This window comes from Pseudomonas sp. DTU_2021_1001937_2_SI_NGA_ILE_001 (assembly GCF_032463525.1).
Lineage (GTDB): Bacteria > Pseudomonadota > Gammaproteobacteria > Pseudomonadales > Pseudomonadaceae > Aquipseudomonas.
The window spans coordinates 1,612,750-1,633,093 of record NZ_CP135971.1; the positions used below are offsets into that span (position 1 = coordinate 1,612,750).

Sequence of the window (20,344 nt, forward strand, 5' to 3'; positions counted from 1 at the left end):
GCAAAACCTTCAGTCAGATTCGCCGGCTGGCGAATCCTGGAAATTGGTGGAGCTAAACGGGATCGAACCGTTGACCTCTTGCATGCCATGCAAGCGCTCTCCCAGCTGAGCTATAGCCCCGAATTTAACGCCCTGCGGCGGAGCTTGGCTTGCGCCTTACTCGGTGAAACTGGCGTCCCCTAGGGGACTCGAACCCCTGTTACCGCCGTGAAAGGGCGGTGTCCTAGGCCACTAGACGAAGGGGACAAAACCTTCATTGATCGACTTGCACCGATCGATTCAAAGTCATTGCTGGATGACTCTGAACCTCTAAGTTGGTGGAGCTAAACGGGATCGAACCGTTGACCTCTTGCATGCCATGCAAGCGCTCTCCCAGCTGAGCTATAGCCCCGAATTTAACGCCCTGCGGCGGAGCTTGGCTTGCGCCTTACTCGGTGAAACTGGCGTCCCCTAGGGGACTCGAACCCCTGTTACCGCCGTGAAAGGGCGGTGTCCTAGGCCACTAGACGAAGGGGACAAAACCTTCTTTGATCGGCTTTCGCCGATCGATTCACAGTCATTGCTGGATGACTCTGAACCTCTAATTTGGTGGAGCTAAACGGGATCGAACCGTTGACCTCTTGCATGCCATGCAAGCGCTCTCCCAGCTGAGCTATAGCCCCACATCAGTGGACGGGGCGCATATTAAGAGCGATTCGAAGTCCTGTCAAACTTATTTTCGAGAATTTCTAAAAATTTTTTCCAACAGAACAAACACTTACCGCCCGCGTCCCGGTAAACCGGACCCGCAAGGGCCGCCGGACGGTCGTCCGGCGGCCTGACCGCTTCTTCAGCCGATGGCTGCCAGCAGCTTTTCCCATTCCTTGTTTTCTTTCTTCGACACCCCACCCAGCAGATCAATGGCCTGGCGCAGACGGAAGCGCGTCAGGTCCGGACCCAGGATCTCCATGGCGTCGAGCACCGACACCGAGCTGGCCTGGCCGGTGATCGCAGCGAACATCAGCGGCATGGCATCACGCAGCTTGAGCTGCAGATGATCGACGACCGCCTGGATGCACCCGGTGATCCTGTCCTTTTCCCACTGGCGCAGCGACTCGAGTTTCCAGAGGATCAGCTGCAGCAACTGGCGCACCTGCTCAGGCGACAGCTTCTTGTGTTCGAACAGCGCCGTGTCTGGCGTCACGCCGCCGGCGAAGAAGAATCCGGCCAAGGGTGCAATCTGACTGAAGGTCTCTACCCTACCCTGCACGTGCGGCGCGATCTTCATCAGGTATTCGGGGTTCAGTGCCCATTGCCGGACCCGCGCGGCGAACTCTTCGACCGGCAGCTCGCGCAGCCACTGGCCATTGAGCCACGACAGCTTCTCGATATCGAAGATCGGCCCCCCCAGGGAGATACGCGACAGGTCGAAGTTGTCGACCATTTCCTGCAGGGTGAACTTCTCGCGCTCGTCGGGCATCGACCAGCCCATGCGGCCCAGGTAGTTGAGCATCGCCTCAGGCATGAAACCCATGCGCTCGTAGAAAGTTACCGAGGTCGGGTTCTTGCGCTTGGACAGTTTGCTCTTGTCCGGGTTACGCAGCAGCGGCATGTAGCACAACTGAGGCTTCTCCCAACCGAAGTATTCGTAGAGCAGAATCAGCTTCGGTGCCGATGGCAGCCACTCTTCGCCACGCAGGACATGGGTGATGCCCATCAGGTGGTCGTCCACCACGTTGGCCAGGAAGTAGGTGGGCAGGCCATCAGCCTTCATCAGCACCTGCATGTCCATGCGGTCCCATGGGATCTCCACGTCGCCGCGCAGCAGGTCAGGCACCACGCAGACACCTTCGCTGGGCACCTTCATGCGGATCACGTGAGGCTCGCCAGCAGCCAGGCGGCGCTGCACCTCCTCGGGCGGCAGCAGCAGTGCTCGACCATCGTAGCGCGGGGTTTCGCCACGGGCCTGCTGCTCTGCGCGCATCTGCTCCAGCTCTTCGGCCGTGCAGAAGCACGGAAACGCATGCCCCATGTCGACCAGTTGCTGGGCATATTGGCGATAGATATCGCCACGCTCGCTCTGCCGGTACGGACCATGCGGGCCGCCGACATCCGGGCCTTCGTTCCACTCGATGCCCAGCCAGCGCAGCGCGTCGAAGATCTGCTGCTCGGACTCACGGGTCGAACGCAGCTGGTCGGTGTCCTCGATGCGCAGGATGAACTCGCCGCCATGCTGTTTGGCGAAGCAGTAGTTGAACAGCGCAATGTAGGCGGTGCCGACATGAGGATCGCCGGTCGGCGACGGTGCGATACGGGTACGAACGGTGGTCATGAAAAATCCCGGTTGAGGTCGATCAAACCGCGGATATTAGCAGGCAGCCCACCCACCGCTCCACCGTGGGAGCGGCTTTAGCCGCGAAGAGGCCTACAGACTCCAGGCCCGCGCCTTGAACCTGGCGCATTCTTCGCGGGCAAGCTCGCCCCCACCGCCTGAACGTCCCTCCTGTCTGGGGCGCTAGACCTGCAGCAGGCGATCACGCAGCTTGGTGATCTCGTCGCGCAACTGCGCAGCGGCCTCGAATTCCAGATCGCGAGCCAAGTCGTACATCTTCTCTTCGAGCTGGCGGATGCGCTTGGTGATCTCGCTTGGTGAACGCAGCTCGCCCTCAGCCCTCGCCTGCTCCTCGGCAGCCTTGGCCGCGCCCTTGCGTTTCTTGCTGCGCGCCCCCGGAACGGTGGCGCCTTCGAGGATGTCGGCCACATCGCGGGACACGCCCTTGGGCACGATGCCGTGGGCCTCGTTGAAGGCCACCTGCTTTTCCCGCCGCCGCTCGGTCTCGCCGATGGCCCGCTCCATGGAGCCGGTCATCTGGTCGGCATACAGAATCGCCCGGCCATTGAGGTTACGCGCCGCCCGGCCGATGGTCTGGATCAGCGAACGCTCGGAGCGCAGGAAGCCTTCCTTATCCGCATCGAGGATGGCCACCAGCGACACCTCCGGCATGTCCAGGCCTTCACGCAGCAGGTTGATGCCCACCAGCACATCGAAAGTGCCCAGGCGCAGGTCGCGGATGATCTCCACCCGCTCCACGGTGTCGATATCCGAGTGCAGGTAACGCACCTTCACCCCGTGGTCGCCCAGGTAATCGGTGAGGTCCTCGGCCATGCGCTTGGTCAGCGTGGTGACCAGCACCCGCTCTTCGGCCGCCACGCATTTGTGGATCTCCGACAACAGGTCGTCGACCTGGGTCAGCGCCGGGCGCACCTCCACCTGGGGGTCGACCAGCCCGGTAGGGCGCACCACCTGTTCCACCACCCGCCCCGCATGCTCGGCCTCGTAGGGGCCAGGGGTCGCGGAAACGAAAATGGTCTGCGGTGTCACCGCCTCCCACTCGTCGAAACGCATGGGCCGGTTATCCAGCGCCGACGGCAGGCGGAAGCCGTACTCCACCAGCGTTTCCTTGCGCGAGCGGTCCCCCTTGTACATTGCCCCCACTTGCGGAACGCTGACGTGGGATTCGTCGATCACCAGCAGTGCATCCGGCGGCAGGTAGTCGTAGAGGGTCGGCGGTGGCGCACCCGCAGGCCGGCCAGACAGATAGCGCGAGTAGTTCTCGATACCGTTGCAGTAGCCCAGCTCCAGCATCATCTCCAGGTCGAAGCGCGTGCGCTGCTCCAGACGCTGGGCCTCCAGCAGCTTGCCAGCCCCGCGCAGATACTCCAGGCGCTCCTGCAGCTCGACCTTGATGCCCTCGATGGCCTCCAGCAGGGTTTCCCGGGGCGTCACATAGTGGCTCTTGGGGTAGAAGGTGAAACGCGGCAGCTTGCTGATGACTTCGCCCGTGAGCGGGTCGAAGGCCGAGAGGCTCTCGACCTCGTCGTCGAACAGCTCGACGCGGATCGCTTCCAGGTCCGATTCCGCCGGGTAGATGTCGATGACATCGCCCCGTACACGGAAGGTGGCGCGGGCGAAATCCATGTCGTTGCGGGTGTACTGCAGGTCGGCCAAGCGCCGCAGCAGTGCGCGCTGGTCGAGTTTGTCGCCACGGTCGATGTGCAGGACCATGCGCAAGTAGGTTTCCGGGCTACCCAGGCCATAGATGCACGACACCGTGGTGACGATGATCGCGTCCTTGCGCTCCAGCAGTGCCTTGGTGGCGGAAAGCCGCATCTGCTCGATATGGTCGTTGATCGACGCGTCCTTTTCGATGAAGGTGTCCGACGACGGCACATAGGCTTCGGGCTGGTAGTAGTCGTAATAGGAAACGAAATACTCCACCGCGTTATTCGGGAAGAACGCCTTGAACTCGCCATACAACTGCGCGGCGAGGGTCTTGTTCGGTGCCAGTACCAGGGTCGGGCGCTGCACCTGGGCAATGACATTGGCGATGCTGAAGGTCTTGCCGGAGCCAGTGACCCCCAGCAGGGTCTGGTGCGACAACCCGGCCTCGATGCCTTCGACCATCAGGCGGATGGCTTCTGGCTGGTCGCCGGCGGGAGCAAAACGGGTGACGAGCTGGAACTCGGACATGACCGGCCTCTCGGTGATGATGCCTGGAAAACGACGAACCCGGCGGGCACCACCAGGGTGCCGTCAGGTCGGACTGTGCGGGCGTAGACAACCAAGATGGAGCCGCCGGGGCGGTCTTTCAAGTCGGTGCCTGCCGGCCCTCTGTATAGATGGAGGCTACAACGCGGGCGGGGTTCGCTAAAAAAATCGAAATATCCTGAAAAAACTGCCCCGCCAGCGTCGCCCTGCCGCGCGATGCTCACTATACTCGGACCCCGCTATGCACTGCTCTGGGGCATCGGGTCCGGAGCGTGCCTTTCACTCACTCCCAACTCAGAGCCGCCGCAAACAATGAGCCTGTTCTCCGCTGTCGAAATGGCACCACGCGATCCTATCCTGGGCCTCAACGAAGCATTCAACGCCGACACCCGCACCGACAAGATCAACCTGGGCGTGGGCGTCTACTGTGATGAAGACGGGCGCATTCCGTTGCTGCGCGCGGTGGCCAAGGCCGAAGAAATCCGTGTGGCCCAGCACGCCCCACGTGGCTACCTGCCGATCGACGGTATCGCCGCCTACGACCAGGCCGTCCAGAAGCTGCTGCTGGGCGTCGACTCGCCACTGATCGCCTCGGGCCGCGTGCTCACCACCCAGTCGGTGGGCGGCACCGGCGCGCTGAAGATCGGCGCCGACTTCCTCAAGCAACTGCTGCCCGGCGCCACCGTGGCCATCAGCGACCCAAGCTGGGAAAACCACCGTGCGCTGTTCGAGACCGCCGGTTTTCCGGTGCAGACCTATCGCTACTACGACGCCGCCAGCCATGACGTGAATCGTGCCGGCATGCTCGAAGACCTGCAGAACCTGCCCGAGCGTTCGATCATCGTCCTGCACGCTTGCTGCCACAACCCGACCGGCGTCGACCTGAGCCTGGACGACTGGAAAAAGGTCCTGGAAGTGGTCAAGACCAAGAACCATGTACCGTTCCTCGACATGGCCTACCAGGGCTTCGGCCAGGGCATCGCCGAAGACGCCGCCGCCGTGCGCCTGTTCGCCGACTCCGGCCTGACCTTCTTCGCCTCCAGCTCGTTCTCCAAGTCGCTGTCGCTGTACGGCGAGCGTGTCGGCGCCCTGTCGATCATCACCGACTCCAAGGAAGAAACCGGCCGCGTGCTGTCGCAGGTCAAGCGCGTGATCCGCACCAACTACTCCAACCCGCCGACCCACGGGGCGATCATCTCGGCCGCCGTGCTCAATGACCCGGCACTGCGCAGCATGTGGGAAGAAGAGCTGGGCGAAATGCGCGTGCGCATCCACGGCATGCGCAAGGCCATGGTCGAGCGCCTGGCGGGCAACCCGGCCGGCCAGGACTTCAGCTTCGTCGCGCGCCAGCAGGGCATGTTCTCCTACTCCGGACTGACCGCCGCCCAGTCCCAGCGCCTGCGCAACGAATTCGGCATCTACGCCCTGGATACCGGACGCATCTGCGTGGCGGCACTGAATCAGAAGAACATCGATCAGGTGTGCCAGGCCATCATCCAGGTACTGTAATTCCCCGCACCTGAACGACCCGCCGCTACGCCGGTAACGGCGGGTATCTCCTCTTCCGGCCGCCTTCTCCGCCCGCCTCAGAAATATTTTTTTACACTTTATCGCTACTGGTTATTACGGGTATTTAGTTCTCATTCGTCTTTATCTGCATAGTCGGCCACCTTTCCATGCACCCACGGCCGGAGTACAGATGCCGACGCGGCCCAGCCGCGGCGCCACCCGCGAAACGAGACACGCCTGCAATGTCCAAGAAATCCCGCTCCAAACTCTGGTTCCTGGTGCACAGCTGGGTAGCCCTGCCGATCTGGTTCTTCGTGCTGATCGTCTGCGTCACTGGCACCCTGGCGGTGGTCAGCAAGGAAATCCTCTGGCTGACCTACCCGGAAATGCGCCACAACCCGCCATCGGACGAGGCCGAACGCCTGCCGTTCGAGCAGGTGCGGCAACGCCTGGAAAAGAACGAACCAAGCCTGGACATCAGTTCGATTGCCCAACCGGATGGTGACTACTTTGCCCTGAACGTGCGCGCCACCTACCCCGATGGCCGCTCGACGACCCTCTACGTCAACCCCTACACGGGGGCAGTCCAGGGCTCGGCACCGTCCTTCGACTTCCGCCAGTTCACCCGCGCCCTGCACGGCTGGTGGCTGGTGCCGTTCACCAATGGTTTCTCCTGGGGCTGGTACATGGTCTCGCTGCTGGGCATCCCGCTGCTGGTTTCGCTGGTCACCGGCCTGGTGGTGTACAAGAAGTTCTGGAAAGGCTTCTTCAAGCCGACACTGCGCGTCAGCCAGGGTGCGCGGATCTTCTGGGGCGACTTCCATCGCCTCAGCGGCATCTGGTCGATCTGGTTCATCCTGGTCATCTCGGTGACCGGCACCTGGTTCCTGATCCAGGCAATCCTTTATGACAACCAGATCAGTATCTCCAGCTATGTGCCCGCCGCATCGATCATCCCCCACAAGGAAGTGCCACTGACCGCCGACGGCGCGCCCGCACCACGCATCAGCCTGGACCGTGCCGTGGCCACCGCGCAGGCCCGCATCCCCGGCCTGGAGGCCAGCCACGTCAGCTTTCCGGCCAACGCCTACAGCAACCTGTTCATCGAGGGCCGCAGCTGGTACCCGCTGATGTTCCAGACCGCCGAAATCAACCCCTACACCGGCGAGGTCGCCTCGACGCACCTGCTGTCGGACCGCAGCAAGCTCGAGTTCGTCACCGAGTCGATGCGGCCATTGCATACCGGTGACTTCGGCGGCATCTGGATCAAGCTGATCTGGGCGTTCTTCGGCCTGGTGCTGAGCATGATGGTGCTCAGCGGCCTGCTGATCTGGAGCAAGCGCACCGTCCAGGCCACCCTCGCCGCCCTCAAGCGCGAAGCCAGGACTGCCAACACACGCCCGGCCGCACCGGCCTCCAAGCCGGTCATGAACAACGAGCGCGCGGAGGCCTCTCTGTGAACAAGACTGCAACCGTCAAACCGTCCCCCTCGCCCCTGAGCCGCCTGTGGCACAAATGGCGCTTTCACATCAACGTGCTGCTGGTGCTCATCCCATTGGGCTTCATGCCCAAGTACTTCGCCGACGCGGCGCTGTTTCGCGGCGACATGGGGCTGGGCCAGCGCGAGATTGGCGAAGTGCCGGTCGGCCCGTGGCGTATCACCCTGGCCGAGCAACGCAACGAAGCGCCGATGCCCAATGGCAACCTGGGCTACACGAAGAATTTCAACGCCGCGCTGTGCACCGCGTGCAAGGACCAGGTCAAGGCCACCTACCTGCGCATCGGCAAGCCGCGCAGCCTGCGCACCGCCGGGGTGATCTTCTTCGGCTCGGGCTACCGCATGGGCGCGCAGATGATCATCCCCGCCGACACCGACCCCAAGGCCGACCTGTGGATCACCATGGAAGGCTGGGACGGCAGCGTGCACCAGGCCTCGATCCCGCTGGAACAGGCATCGCCCCTTACCGTTGCCTGGTTGAACAAGCAAGGAGTCAAACCATGAGCAGAACCGCCCTTCCCCGCCGCCTGGCACCGCTGCTGCTGATCGCCCTGGGCCTGAGCGGCACGGCCCTGGCACACAACCCGATCTGCCAGTGCGAGCAGGTCGACGCCGAGAACATCCGCTGCACCGGGGGCTTTTCCGACGGCAGTGCAGCCCCGGGCGTGACCCTGGACGTCATCGGCTACGACGAAACCATTCTGGTGCCCGGCAAGCTCGGCGCCGATTCGACCCTGACCTTCAAGAAACCCGATACCGAGTTCTACGTACTGTTCGATGCCGGCCCCGGCCACGTCGTGGAAATCGACCAGGCGGACATTGCCTCCCGATGAGCACCTCGACCCGCCAGATCATTCGCCCGGCTGGCGCCGGGCATGAAACCCTCCAGGTGCTGCTCGCCTGCCTGCTGATCCTGCTGGTCGCGGCTGGCGTGATCGGCCTGCGCGGCGAAAGCCACGAGCCCGACGCCCTGGCGAATCATCAGCTCGACGCTCGCCGCGACCTGACCGCCGCCGAACAGGGCCTGTACGCCGATCTGCGCGTGGCACTGGACGAGATTCGTCTGCTGGCCGAGGAGCAAACCGCCCCGGTCAGCGTCGAGCAACTGGCCGAGGAAGGCCTGCCACCGTTCACGGCGGACCCGAGCGCCATCACCCGCGGTGCCCACCAATGGCAGATGAGCGGTGACAGCTACCTGGGCATCAGCCAGTCGCTGCCAGTCGCCGGCTCCTTCCTGCTGCGCCACCCCCGGCAAGACGACGACGCCGAGCAGCCCGACATCTGGGTCAACCGCAGCACCGCCACAGGCGCGCCCGCCGAACTGAGCGACCAGGCGCTGATCGCCGCCGGCTGGAAACAGGTCGTCACCCGTTTCGACGCCGGCGTCACCCGCCAGCACCGCCACTGACCCCATGCCCTCACGCACAGAAGATCGCCAGACCATGTCCATTCCCCTGTTCCGCCACCTGCTGCTCGGGCTGTTCGCCGCCCTGCTGCCGACCCTGGCCAGCGCCGCCGACGGCCAGCCGCTGCGTATCGGCATCACCCTGCACCCGTACTACAGCTATGTCAGCAACATCGTCGGTGACAAGGCCGAGGTGGTGCCGCTGATTCCTGCCGGCTTCAACCCGCATGCCTACGAACCACGGTCCGAAGACATCAAGCGCATCGGCACGCTGGACGTCATCGTGCTCAACGGCGTCGGCCATGACGACTTCGCCGACCGCATGATCCAGGCCAGCGAAAAGCCCGATGTCCCGGTGATCGAAGCCAACGCCGACGTGCCCCTGCTGGCCGCCACCGGCATCGCTGCACGCGGCGCCGGCAAGGTGGTCAACCCGCATACCTTCCTGTCGATCAGCGCCAGCATCGCCCAGGTGAACAATATCGCCCGCGAACTGGGCAAGCTCGACCCCGCCAATGCCAAGACCTACAGCAGCAACGCCCGCGCCTACGCCAAGCGCCTGCGGCAGATGCGCGCCGATGCCCTGGCCAAGCTGACCCAGGCCCCCAACGCCGAGCTGCGGGTCGCCACCGTGCATGCCGCCTACGACTACCTGCTGCGCGAGTTCGGCCTGGAGGTCACCGCCGTGGTCGAACCGGCACACGGTATCGAGCCCAGCCCCAGCCAGTTGAAGAAAACCATCGACCAGCTGCGCGAGCTGGACGTGAAGGTGATCTTCTCGGAAATGGACTTTCCGTCTACCTACGTCGAGACCATCCAGCGTGAGTCGGGGGTTCGCCTCTACCCGCTGTCGCACATCTCCTATGGCGAATACAGCGCCGACAAATACGAGAAGGACATGACCGGCAACCTCGACACCGTGGTGCGGGCCATCCAGGAGAACGGCGCATGACCGCTGCCCAGTCCCTGCACAGTGTCGCCAGCGGCCCCGCCGTGAGCTTTGCCGAGGTCAGCCTGGTCCTGGGCCGCACGACCATTCTTGACCGCGTGAGCTTCAGCGTCCGCCCCGGCAGCGTCCACGCCCTGGTCGGCCCCAACGGCGGTGGCAAGAGCTCGCTGATCAAGACCCTGCTGGGGCAGATGCCGCACCAGGGCGAACTGAGCCTGCTGTGGCCAGCCGCCCCCGGCGTGGTCGGCTATGTGCCACAAGCCCTGGAATTCGACCGCGGCCTGCCGATGACCGTCGAAGACTTCATGGCCGCCATGTGCCAGCGCCGCCCGGCCTTCCTCGGCCTGTCACGGCACTACGCCGCCGCCATTGGCGACGCGCTGGAGCGGGTCGGTATGCAAGACAAACGCAAGCGGCGCATGGGCGCGCTGTCCGGTGGCGAGCGGCAGCGTGTGCTGCTGGCCCAGGGGCTGATTCCCGCACCGCAGCTGCTGGTGCTCGACGAACCGATGTCAGCCCTCGACGAACCGGGTATTCAGGTCTTCGAGCGCCTGCTCGGCCAGTGGCGCGCCAGCGGCATTACCGTACTGTGGGTCGAGCACGACCTGGACGCGGTCAAGCGCCTCGCCGACCAGGTCACCGGCCTGAGCCGCCGCGTGCTGTTCGACGAGTCCGCCGCCACCGCCCTGACCCCGGAACGCCTGCTCACGCTGTTCTCCGCCCACCCTCGCCCGACAGGAGAAACGGCCTGATGTCCTACGATAGTTTTCGCCAGTTCATCCAGGACCTGGCCAGCACCGGCTACCTCCCCGAAGCGCTGGCCTACGGCTTCGTGGTCAACGCGCTGCTGGCCGGCCTGCTGATCGGCCCGGTACTGGGCGGCCTGGGCACCCTGGTCGTGGTCAAGCGCTTCGCCTTCTTTTCCGAGGCCGTGGGGCATGCCGCGCTGACCGGCGTGGCCATCGGCATCCTGCTCGGCGAACCCTACACGGGTCCTTATGGCAGCCTGTTCGCCTACTGCCTGCTGTTCGGCATCCTGCTCAACTACCTGCGCAACCGCACCGGCCTGACGCCTGACACCCTGATCGGCGTGTTTCTGTCAGTGTCGCTGGCGCTGGGCGCCAGCCTGCTGCTGGTGCTGGCCGGCAAGATCAACGTACACATTCTGGAAAACGTGCTGTTCGGCTCGGTGCTGACCGTAAACGGCGATGACCTGCTGGTCCTCACCGTGGTCGGGGCGTTGGTCATGGGCCTGAGCCTGCCGTTGTACAACCGCATCATGCTGGCCAGCTTCAACCCGCAACTGGCGGCCGTACGCGGCGTGGCGGTCAAGGCCCTGGACTACCTGTTCGTGGTTCTGGTGACACTGATTACCGTGGCCGCCGTCAAGGTCATCGGCGCGATTCTGGTCGGTGCCCTGCTGGTCATCCCCGCTGCCGCGGCCCGGCTGCTCAGCCAGTCGCTCAAGGGCTTCTTCTGGATCTCGGTGCTGATCGCCACCGTCAGTACGCTGTGCGGCATCCTGCTGCCGATCCTCTTCGACCTGCCGGTGCCTTCCGGTGCGGCCATCATCCTGGTCTGCGGTCTCGCCTTCGCCCTCGCCGCCATCGCACGCGGCCTGTTGCCCAGCCTCAAAGGGAATATCGGATAAATGACTCTCTCCAAACTGCGCGGCCTGACCCTCGCCCTGACCCTGGCGTTGCCGCTGACAAGCCTGCCAGCGACCCACGTACTGGCCGCCGAAGCCAAGCCGGTGGTGATCCTGGCCAGCCTGCCGATCACCTACTGCCTGGGACAGATCCTGCTGAAAGACAGCGGCGTGGTGCTGGAACGCGCGGCGGCTGCCAACCTCCCCGGCTCACGGCAGACCGCCTACTTTACCGGTCGTGGCGCCGAGCCCTTGCGCAAGCTGGCGCAGAATGCCGATGCGGTGATCGGCCTGCGTTCGATCTGGAGCGAGGACCCGCTTTACCCCAACGCCCGGCGCAGCAATATCCGCATCGTCGAGATCGACGCCGCGCGGCCGGTGGACGGCGCGCTCCCGGGTGTCGCTTTGCAGCCTGGGCAAAGTGTCGATGGTCTGAGTGCCCAGCCGTGGCTGGCCAGCCACAACCTGGGGCGCATGGCTGACGTGCTGGCCGCCGACCTGGTACGCCTGGCACCGACCGCCAAACCGCGCATCGAAGCCAACCTGGCGGCGCTCAAACAACAGTTGCTCAAGCTCAGTGCGCAAAGCGAACAACGCCTGGCCCAGGCCGACAGCGTCGCGGTGGTCAGCCTTTCGCCGCGTCTGGACTACCTGATCGCCGGCCTGAACCTGGAGCGCGTGCCCCAGGAATTGCCCAGCGACGAACAGTGGAGCAACGAAGCCCTTGCCCGCTTGACCGAGAACCTCAAGGACAACCAGGTTGGTGTAGTGCTCGACCATCGCGAACCCGCAGCCCCGGTCAAGGCCGCCATCGAGGCGGCCGGCAGCCGGGTGCTGGTGGTGGGTACGGAAAGCGACGATCCGCTGGCTGACCTGCAGAACGACGCGGCCAAACTGGTGGACGCCCTGCTCCAGGGCTGAGCGAGCCCACCAGGCGAAGCTCGATCAGTGGCTGGCATGCATGACCGGCTGCACTTCCGGCATTGCCGAGGAGTGGTGATTGAGGATTTTCCACTGACCATCGACCTTCTCGTAAAGGAAGGTGTAGCGGGCCTGGACATCCCGGGTCTTGCCGTCGGCGTCGATCAGGGTAAAGGTGTAGACACCACTGTCCATGGCCGCGTCAGGGCCCAGTTGGCGAATCTCCCGATAGTTGATGCGGCCCACGGGCTTGAGCGCCAGAAAATGCTGGAAGTAATCGGTGATCTGCGCAGGCGTGGCGCGTACCTGGTTCGACACCGTAGGCTGGAGCACCGCATCGGCGGCGTACAACTGGGTGACCGCCGCCGCGTCGCCGGTTTGCAGCGCAGCGTTCCAGCGCTCGAACAAACTGGCGATCTCGCGCTGTTTCGCGTCGCTGGGCAGTGACGCTACGGTGCGATACACATAGGGCGCTTCCGGGGCGGCCGTTACCAGGGGGGCGGCGACGGCCAGGGTCAATGCCAGTAAGGTACGTTTGAGGTTCATGGTTCACTCCTGCGGGTTGGTCTGGCAGCGACTTTGCCGTATCGCCCCGCCGCGGCCATCGGCCGATCGGAGTCATTTGTGTATGCCATCTGGCAGATAGGCAGCCACGCCATCGTCGGGTTTTAATAACGACCTGGCGCCCTCAAGGCGACCTCCAGGAGCCTTCCATGCACGACCCTGCCCAAGACCCTGCCAGTGCCCTGGCCATCCGTACTCAATATCGCCAGTCACAAAGCCGTGCGGCACGCCTGCGCCTGCTGGTCGACACCGGTCGCGAGCTGACCCGCCTGACGCCGGATGCCATGCGCCAGCAGGTCCTGCGGCGTGCCTGTGCATTCGTAGCTATGGACCATGGCCTGCTACTAGAATGGGAAAGCGATGCCCCGGTGCACGCCACCGCAGGCCTGGGCAGCCAGGACCGCCTCGACGAGCTGGCCGCACTGGCCAATACCAGCATCCAGGAGCCGGCTTGGGCTGAAAACGTCGAGGGCCGCTGGGCCCAGGTGCTGAGTCTGCCCTTGCGCGGTTCTGAAGAGCGTCCCTTTGGCCTGCTGCTGTTGGCCAACAGCAGCGTCGGCAGTGCGCCGGACAACGAGGACGTCGAATCGCTGAACCTGCTGGCTACGCTGCTGGCCGCACACCTGCAGAACAACCGCTTGTTGCAGACGCTGCTGCACCGCGAGCGAAGCATGTCGGAGCTGGTTCACCGCTTGTTGAGCGCACAGGAGGATGAGCGCAAACGAGTGGCCTACGATCTGCACGACGGCCTGGCCCAGACCCTCGCTGGCCTGCACCAGCGCCTGCAGGGCTTCGCCGGTCGCTGTCCGCCGCTGCCCGAGCGGCTGGATCACGACCTGCAGGCCATTCTCGATCTGGCGCAGCACTGCGTCGGTGAAGGGCGGCGGCTGATCGGCGGGCTGCGCCCCAGCGTGCTGGACGACTTCGGGCTGTTCCAGGCCGTCGACAAGGAGGTCGATCGATTACGCGAAGCCGGCATTCAGGTCAACTGGTTTTCCCGCTCCTTGTCGCGCTTGCCCGGCCACGTGGAAATCGCCCTGTTCCGTATTGCCCAGGAAGGCATCAACAACATCCTCAAGCATGCGCGCGCCAGCAGCGTGAAGCTTGAACTGGAATTGCACGAAAGCCATGTCGCACTGCTGCTCGAAGACGACGGCTGTGGTTTCGACAGTGCCTGCCTGCCCGCCGCTGCGGCAGGCCAGTCCCTGGGGCTGGTGGCGATGCAGGAACGCGCCAGCCTGCTCGGCGGCCGCTTCAGTTGCATCAGCCGTCCCGGAGGCGGCACCCAGTTACGCGCTATCGTTCCGCTGTATTCCCACGACAAGGCTTGCTCATGAATGATCCGTTGCGCCTGGTCATCGCCGATGATCATGAAGTCACCCGCACCGGCTTCGTCGCGCTGTTGGCTGACCATCCCGAGTTCGCGGTAGTCGGCCAGGCCTGTAATGGCCAAGAGGCAGTGACTCTGTGCGAAACGCTGCACCCGGACATCGCCATACTCGACATTCGCATGCCGGTGCTCAACGGCCTGGGCGCCGCGCGGCTGATGCAGCAACGGCTGCCAGCGGTGAAGGTGGTGATTTTCACCATGGACGACAGCACCGACCATCTGGAAGCGGCGATCAGCGCCGGCGCCGTCGGCTACCTGCTCAAGGACGCCCGTCGTAATGAAGTCATCGACAGCCTGCGACGCGTGGCCCGTGGCGAGGAAGCCTTGAACGGTGCGGTCAGCGCGCGCCTGCTGCGGCGCATGGCCGACCGCAACGCGGGCGCAGCGACGCTGCCCGCCCTGGAGATACTCACGGCTCGAGAACGCCAGGTTCTGCAACTGGTGGCCAGTGGTTGCAGCAACCGTGAGATTGGCCTGCGCCTGGGCATCACCACCGGCACCGCCAAGGCCCACGTAGAACGGGTGATCGCCAAACTCAATGCCGCCGACCGTACCCAGGCGGCCGTGCGCGGCGTGGCTCTGGGCCTGGTGCCGGGCCAGTGGTCGTGAGCGCCCCCTGCCTGGCCAGTCGCTGGGCCGACCTGCCGTTGCGCGGCAAGGCACTGGTGGCCATTGCCTTGCCCTTGGTCCTGCTGCTGGGCTCGCTGGTCCTGATCTACATCAGCGAGCGCCAGGCCGCACGGGCCGAGGAAGATGTGCGCCGCGTGCTTCGCGTACAAGGTGATATACAGACCGTGCACACCCAACTGGCCGAGGCGGCCGCAAGTGTACGCGGCTACCTGCTGACCCGTCGCGAAGACTTCCTGCCCGCCTACCTGCAGGCCCGCACCCAGATAGCCGCCGCCCTGCAGCGCCTCGATGGCCACGTACGCGACCAGCAAATGCGCGATCATCTCAAGGCCATCGCCCCCCTGATCCAGACCAAGCTTGAAGGCCTGGACGCCCTGCGCACGCTGAAGAACAGCGACGGCGATACGATCGCCCTGATCCTGACCGAGAACAAACACACCCTCGACCACCTGCGCGACTACATCGGCGTGATGCGAACCCGGGAAGACACCCTGCTGGCCGAACGCAGCGCGGCCGCCGCCGCAACCCGCCAACGCCTGCTGCTGTCCACCCTGCTGGCCGCCGGCAGCGGCCTGATGGGCGCCATCGTCGCCGTGCTGCTGCTCTCCAAGGGCATCGTGGCCCGGGTCCAGCGGGTGCAGGGCAATGCGCAGCGCCTGGCCATGGGACAACCCTTGCAGCCGCAACCACCGGAAAACGACGAAGTCGGCCTGCTGGGTCAGCGCCTGGTGGAAGCCGGGCAGCTTCTGGCCGAGCGCGAGCGGGCCCTGCGTGACAACGAGGAGCGCCTGCGGCTGATCATCGATGGCGTGAAGGACTACGGCATCTTCGCCCTTGACACCCAAGGCCATGTCACCAGCTGGAATGCCGGGGCCGAACGTATCAAGGGCTACACCGAACAGGAAATCATCGGGCGCCACTTTTCGCTGTTCTACCTGCCCCAGGAGTGCCCGGAGCATCCTGCGCTGGCCATGAGCGAGGCCACCCGCGACGGCCATTACACCGAAGAAGGCTGGCGCTGTCGCAAGGACGGCAGTCGCTTCTGGGCCAGTGTGGTACTGACCGCCCAGTACGACGCCAGAGGGGAGCTGCGCGGCTTCTCCAAGATCACGCGTGACATCAGCGACCGCCGTGCGGCAGACATTGCGCTGCGCACCGCGCGGGAGGAGGCAGAACGGGCCAGCCGGGCGAAGAGCGAGTTTCTCTCGCGGATGAGCCACGAACTGCGGACGCCGCTCAACGCCATCCTGGGGTTCGCCCAACTCATCGACATGGAGGCGAGCCCTCCCCACAAGCCCCAGGTCGGCCACATCCTGCGCGCCGGTCAGCATCTGCTGACCTTGATCAACGAGGTGCTGGACATCGCGCGGATCGAGGCCGGCCGGCTGGCATTGAACCTTGAGGCGGTACCGGTCAGCGATGCCCTGCAAGAGGCCGTGGCGCTGGTCGGCCCGTTGGCCAGCGAGGTCGGGGTCGAACTGACAGAGCTGCCCCCTCTTCCCACCGACTGCGGTGTCAACGCCGACCGCCAGCGTCTGACGCAGGTGCTGCTCAACCTGTTGTCCAATGCGATCAAGTACAACCGCCCTGGCGGTCGGGTGTGGCTGGAGGTGGAAGTGCGTGGCAAGACGCTGGCCATCGCCGTCAACGACACCGGCCAGGGCATCGCTGAAGAGCAGATGGACAGGCTCTTCAAACCCTTCGAACGGCTCGACCCCGACCCCGGCGTAGAAGGCACCGGTCTGGGCCTGGCGCTGAGCAAGAGCCTGTTGCTGGCCATGCATGGCAGCCTGAAGGTGCAAAGCGTCGTTGGCCAAGGCAGCCGCTTCACCCTCGAGTTGCCCGCCGTTGACGTGCCCCCCACCCACCGACCCACGCTGGCGGCCCCGATCAGCGAGCCACGGCCGGTCAGAAACGAAATATTGGGACAACGCGGCACCGTGCTGTGCATCGAGGACAACCTGTCGAGCATGGCACTGATCGAAACCCTGCTGCAGCGCCGTCCCGGCATTCGCCTGTTGTCGAGCATGCAAGGCCAACTGGGACTCGACCTGGCCCGGCGCCACGCACCGCAGCTCATTCTCCTGGACGTCAACCTGCCGGACCTGCAAGGCCTGGAAGTGCTGCGGCGCGCACGCCAGTGCCCGCGCACGCAGAACATACCCGTGCTGATGATGACCGCCGATGCCAGCGAGGCGACCCATCAGGCGCTTCGCGATGCAGGCGCTACGGCGATTCTGACCAAACCCCTGAACATCCCGGCCTTTCTGACTTATCTGGACCAGCACCTACCGGAGCGAACATGAATCAAGACCTGCGCGTTCTGATCATTGATGACCAGCGCCCCAATCTGGAGCTGATGGAACAACTGCTGGCTCGCGAGGGCCTGACAAACGTGCTGGGCAGCACCGAGCCGCTGCGGACTCTGGACCTGTTCAACAGTTTTCAGCCCGACCTGGTGATTCTCGACTTGCACATGCCGGAGTTCGACGGCTTCGCCGTACTGGAACAGCTGGGCCGACGCATTCCAGCCAACGACTACCTGCCCATCCTGGTGCTGACCGCCGATGCGACACGCGAAACCCGCCTGCGCGCCTTGGCACTCGGTGCCCGCGACTTCATCAGTAAGCCGTTGGATGCACTGGAAACCATGCTGCGCATCTGGAATCTGCTGGAGACCCGACTGCTCTACAAGCGTCTGCGCGAGCTGTTGCCCGCTGGAGGTATCGAGCTGCTGCGCCAGCCATCAGGCCCGGCGCAGCAAGAGGGTAAGGTCACTTGATGAGGATGACCGGAACCTTCACATCATGGATCACCCGGTTGGCCACCGAACCCAGCAGCAGACCACCAAAACTGCCCAGTCCGCGTGTGCCCATCACCACGGTGTCGCATTCCAGCTTCTTGACCGCCACGGCGATCTGCTCGGCGACATGACCCAAATCGACATGGGTCTCATGCACGATGCCACCGGCCTTGAGCTGATCGCTGGCCGACTGCAACACATCACGCGCCTCGTTGAGCAACCCCGCGCGCACCCCCTCGATCATGTCCGGGGCCAGGTAATCACCGTAGGCCATGGGGCTGGACTGCACGTTCAGCACATGCACCTCCAGCGGGCGGGCCATCTGACCGGCGAGACCGATGACATATTCCAGCGCATGGCGGGCGTGGACCGAACCGTCGAATGGAACCAGAACCTTGTGCATGGCTGCTCTCCTGCAAGTGGGTATGCCTGCAACATAGCCTCCTGCAAACCCGCCAACCAGCACGATCCGTCGCCCCTTTGACCCAGGGCAAGCCTGGCTGAAATAAACCACGCGTGACCGCCCCGCCCGTTGATTACCCGACTGTCGGATGCTCATGGACGGTACGGTCTGAGACACTCTTTAGGGGTGGTATTAAAGCGATGCCAAATGATAGGTAAAACGCGGCCCCCGTTCACGAGAGCCGGTATCGGCGAACAGCCTGCGGCGCTCAGCGTCCTTCGAGGATCTGCGCGGCCTGGTCGAACAGCGCCAGCGGCTGCTCGGCTTTCTGAATGTCGGTGGAAAGAATCTGGCGGAAACGCCGCGCCCCCGGAAAGCCCTGGGCCAGGCCAAGGATGTGCCGGGTGATGTGATGCATGTTGCCACCGCGCGAGGTGTAATCCACCACATAGGGACGCAACGCCGCCATGGCCTCGGCGCGACCAATGGGCGCGTGGGTGGCGCCGAACAGCCGCTGATCCACTTCGGCGAGCAGATACGGATTGTGGTACGCCTCGCGGCCGAGCATCACCCCATCGAAGGTCTGCAAGTGTTCTTCACAGGCGTCCAGGGTCTTGATGCCGCCATTGAGGACGATCTCCAGGTCCGGGAAATCGGTCTTCAACTGTGCGGCCACGTCGTAGCGCAACGGCGGGATCTCGCGGTTCTCCTTCGGCGACAAGCCTTCGAGAATGGCGATACGCGCATGCACGGTGAAACTTCGGCACCCTGCCTCGCGCACCTGGCCGACGAAATCGCACAGCTGCTCGTAGCTGTCACGACCGTTGATGCCGATCCGGTGCTTGACCGTTACCGCAATGCCCACCGCATCCTGCATGGCCTTCACACAGTCACTCACCAATCCCGGATGCCCCATCAGGCAGGCGCCGATCATGTTGTTCTGCACTCGGTCGCTGGGGCAGCCCACATTGAGGTTGACCTCGTCATACCCCGCCGCCTCGGCCAGCCTCGCACAGGCCGCCAGGTCCGCCGGGTTGCTGCCACCCAACTGCAACGCCAACGGGTGCTCCGCCTCGTGATGCCCCAGAAAACGCTCACGATCACCGAACAGCACCGCGCCGGTGGTGACCATTTCCGTGTACAGCAGCGCGTTCTTCGACAACAGGCGCAGGAAGTAACGGCAATGGCGGTCGGTCCAATCCATCATCGGCGCCACGGAGAAGCGGCGAGAAGGCACGGATTGGGCAGTAGAAAGGGGAACGGTATCGGCTTGCATGGTCACGGTCTGGCTTCGACATCTGGGGAGACAGGCCAAGGGCGGCAAGGCCGACTCGGCGCGGGTCGCGTAGTCTATCAGGAAGTGGCCAGGGACATGGCGGCCCAGCGTCGAGTCATCCTCAGCCTCATCATCGTTTCAGCGCCGGCTTTCCGCGAGCATCCGCACCGCCAGCCCAGCCAGCACCGTGCCCATCAACCAACGCTGCAGCACCTGCCACACAGGCCTGCCGGCGAGGAACACTGCGATGGAGCCGGCCATCACCGCGATCAGGGCGTTGACGCTGACACTGATGACGATCTGCGTGGCGCCGAGCGCCAGCGATTGCAGCAGCACGCTGCCGTGGCCTGTCGGTTCGATGAACTGCGGTAGCAGGGACAGGTACATTACGGCGATCTTGGGATTCAGCAGACTGGTCAGCAGGCCCATGCTGAACAGCTTGCGCGGGCTGTCCACCGGCAGGTCACGCACCTGGAACGGCGAGCGTCCGCCCGGCCTGAGCGCCTGCCAGGCCAGGTACAGCAGGTACAAGGCCCCGCCCAGGCGCAGAGCATCGTAGGCGTAAGGCACGGCCATCACCAGCGCGGTGATGCCCAGCGCTGCGCACAGCATGTAACAGACAAACCCCAACGCCACGCCGCCGAGGGATATCAACCCGGCCGTGCGCCCCTGGCAGATTGAGCGGGATATCAGGTAGATCATATTGGGCCCGGGGGTGAGCACCATGCCCAGGCAGATAAGGGCAAACGCCAACAGGCTGGAGAGTTCGGGCATGAGGTCAACATCCTGTCATGAGGGGCGGTGGCTGGCACTATAACGT

General features: G+C 64.3%; 19 protein-coding genes and 5 tRNA genes. 13 read left to right on the forward strand and 11 right to left on the reverse strand.

From position 1 onward, the window contains the following. Positions 1 to 44: 44 nt before the first annotated feature. The 7 genes from RRX38_RS06545 to uvrB form a co-directional block, all read right to left on the reverse strand. Positions 45 to 120, reverse strand: a tRNA-Ala gene (locus RRX38_RS06545). 50 nt (positions 121 to 170) lie between these two features. Continuing rightward, positions 171 to 246, reverse strand: a tRNA-Glu gene (locus tag RRX38_RS06550). 69 nt (positions 247 to 315) lie between these two features. Next, a tRNA-Ala gene (locus tag RRX38_RS06555) sits at positions 316 to 391 on the reverse strand. Between the two features lie 50 nt (positions 392 to 441). Beyond that, positions 442 to 517 (reverse strand) — tRNA-Glu (locus tag RRX38_RS06560). A 69-nt stretch (positions 518 to 586) separates the two neighbouring features. After that, positions 587 to 662 (reverse strand) — tRNA-Ala (locus tag RRX38_RS06565). A gap of 167 nt (positions 663 to 829) precedes the next feature. After that, positions 830 to 2,311 carry a glutamate--tRNA ligase gene (gene gltX, locus RRX38_RS06570; RefSeq protein ID WP_315961983.1) on the reverse strand — a complete coding sequence of 494 codons (1,482 nt, stop codon included), beginning with the start codon at positions 2,309 to 2,311 and terminating at the stop codon, positions 830 to 832. A gap of 183 nt (positions 2,312 to 2,494) precedes the next feature. Continuing rightward, positions 2,495 to 4,510, reverse strand: coding sequence for an excinuclease ABC subunit UvrB (gene uvrB, locus RRX38_RS06575; RefSeq protein ID WP_295470305.1), 2,016 nt, complete (start codon positions 4,508 to 4,510; stop codon positions 2,495 to 2,497). Positions 4,511 to 4,840: 330 nt separating this feature from the next. On the opposite strand from uvrB, the gene RRX38_RS06580 reads away from it, so the two are divergent. The 9 genes from RRX38_RS06580 to RRX38_RS06620 all read left to right on the forward strand — a co-directional run bounded on the left by RRX38_RS06580 (position 4,841) and on the right by RRX38_RS06620 (position 12,458). After that, complete coding sequence (locus tag RRX38_RS06580; protein WP_315961984.1) at positions 4,841 to 6,037, forward strand: amino acid aminotransferase; 1,197 nt, start codon at positions 4,841 to 4,843, stop codon at positions 6,035 to 6,037. Between the two features lie 242 nt (positions 6,038 to 6,279). Beyond that, positions 6,280 to 7,497 (forward strand): PepSY domain-containing protein, encoded by a 1,218-nt coding sequence (locus tag RRX38_RS06585; RefSeq protein WP_315961985.1) that lies wholly within the window; start codon positions 6,280 to 6,282, stop codon positions 7,495 to 7,497. Beyond that, complete coding sequence (locus RRX38_RS06590; RefSeq protein WP_315961986.1) at positions 7,494 to 8,039, forward strand: thiamine pyrophosphate-binding protein; 546 nt, start codon at positions 7,494 to 7,496, stop codon at positions 8,037 to 8,039. The genes RRX38_RS06585 and RRX38_RS06590 overlap by 4 nt, the downstream gene beginning before the upstream one ends. Beyond that, positions 8,036 to 8,368: a hypothetical protein gene (locus tag RRX38_RS06595; RefSeq protein WP_295470296.1), complete on the forward strand. Its 333-nt coding sequence runs from the start codon at positions 8,036 to 8,038 to the stop codon at positions 8,366 to 8,368. Before RRX38_RS06590 ends, RRX38_RS06595 begins: the two co-directional genes overlap by 4 nt. Next, positions 8,365 to 8,943: a DUF6162 family protein gene (locus RRX38_RS06600; RefSeq protein WP_295470293.1), complete on the forward strand. Its 579-nt coding sequence runs from the start codon at positions 8,365 to 8,367 to the stop codon at positions 8,941 to 8,943. Before RRX38_RS06595 ends, RRX38_RS06600 begins: the two co-directional genes overlap by 4 nt. A gap of 4 nt (positions 8,944 to 8,947) precedes the next feature. Next, positions 8,948 to 9,892, forward strand: a complete 945-nt coding sequence (locus RRX38_RS06605) for a metal ABC transporter substrate-binding protein (protein WP_410524871.1) — start codon at positions 8,948 to 8,950, stop codon at positions 9,890 to 9,892. Beyond that, on the forward strand, positions 9,889 to 10,641 hold the full coding sequence (locus RRX38_RS06610) for a metal ABC transporter ATP-binding protein (protein ID WP_315961988.1): 753 nt from the start codon (positions 9,889 to 9,891) through the stop codon (positions 10,639 to 10,641). Before RRX38_RS06605 ends, RRX38_RS06610 begins: the two co-directional genes overlap by 4 nt. Next, positions 10,641 to 11,540, forward strand: a complete 900-nt coding sequence (locus tag RRX38_RS06615; protein WP_315961989.1) for a metal ABC transporter permease — start codon at positions 10,641 to 10,643, stop codon at positions 11,538 to 11,540. The genes RRX38_RS06610 and RRX38_RS06615 overlap by 1 nt, the downstream gene beginning before the upstream one ends. After that, a complete protein-coding gene (locus tag RRX38_RS06620) occupies positions 11,541 to 12,458 on the forward strand; it encodes a metal ABC transporter solute-binding protein, Zn/Mn family (protein ID WP_315961990.1) in 918 nt (305 codons plus the stop codon). 24 nt (positions 12,459 to 12,482) lie between these two features. Here RRX38_RS06620 and RRX38_RS06625 read toward each other — a convergent pair whose 3' ends face one another. Continuing rightward, entirely contained in the window at positions 12,483 to 13,004 is a 522-nt protein-coding gene (locus RRX38_RS06625) for an SgcJ/EcaC family oxidoreductase (RefSeq protein WP_315961991.1), read from the reverse strand. 167 nt (positions 13,005 to 13,171) lie between these two features. Between RRX38_RS06625 and RRX38_RS06630 the strand changes: the two genes are divergently transcribed. The 4 genes from RRX38_RS06630 to RRX38_RS06645 are packed head-to-tail and all read left to right on the forward strand — an operon-like array spanning position 13,172 to position 17,824. Then, positions 13,172 to 14,359, forward strand: coding sequence for a sensor histidine kinase (locus RRX38_RS06630; protein WP_315961992.1), 1,188 nt, complete (start codon positions 13,172 to 13,174; stop codon positions 14,357 to 14,359). Beyond that, positions 14,356 to 15,021 (forward strand): response regulator transcription factor, encoded by a 666-nt coding sequence (locus RRX38_RS06635; protein WP_315961993.1) that lies wholly within the window; start codon positions 14,356 to 14,358, stop codon positions 15,019 to 15,021. The genes RRX38_RS06630 and RRX38_RS06635 overlap by 4 nt, the downstream gene beginning before the upstream one ends. Further along, the gene (locus RRX38_RS06640; protein WP_315961994.1) at positions 15,018 to 17,348 is read left to right on the forward strand and encodes an ATP-binding protein; all 2,331 of its coding nucleotides are present in this window, start codon (positions 15,018 to 15,020) and stop codon (positions 17,346 to 17,348) included. Before RRX38_RS06635 ends, RRX38_RS06640 begins: the two co-directional genes overlap by 4 nt. Next, positions 17,345 to 17,824, forward strand: a complete 480-nt coding sequence (locus tag RRX38_RS06645; RefSeq protein ID WP_295470269.1) for a response regulator — start codon at positions 17,345 to 17,347, stop codon at positions 17,822 to 17,824. The genes RRX38_RS06640 and RRX38_RS06645 overlap by 4 nt, the downstream gene beginning before the upstream one ends. On the opposite strand, the gene RRX38_RS06650 is transcribed toward RRX38_RS06645, so the two are convergent. The 3 genes from RRX38_RS06650 to RRX38_RS06660 all read right to left on the reverse strand — a co-directional run bounded on the left by RRX38_RS06650 (position 17,817) and on the right by RRX38_RS06660 (position 20,298). Beyond that, the gene (locus RRX38_RS06650; protein ID WP_295470267.1) at positions 17,817 to 18,248 is read right to left on the reverse strand and encodes a universal stress protein; all 432 of its coding nucleotides are present in this window, start codon (positions 18,246 to 18,248) and stop codon (positions 17,817 to 17,819) included. The genes RRX38_RS06645 and RRX38_RS06650 overlap by 8 nt on opposite strands. Before the next feature lie 268 nt (positions 18,249 to 18,516). Beyond that, complete coding sequence (gene dusA / locus RRX38_RS06655; protein WP_315961995.1) at positions 18,517 to 19,524, reverse strand: tRNA dihydrouridine(20/20a) synthase DusA; 1,008 nt, start codon at positions 19,522 to 19,524, stop codon at positions 18,517 to 18,519. A 138-nt stretch (positions 19,525 to 19,662) separates the two neighbouring features. After that, a complete protein-coding gene (locus RRX38_RS06660) occupies positions 19,663 to 20,298 on the reverse strand; it encodes a LysE family translocator (RefSeq protein ID WP_315961996.1) in 636 nt (211 codons plus the stop codon). Positions 20,299 to 20,344: the final 46 nt, after the last annotated feature.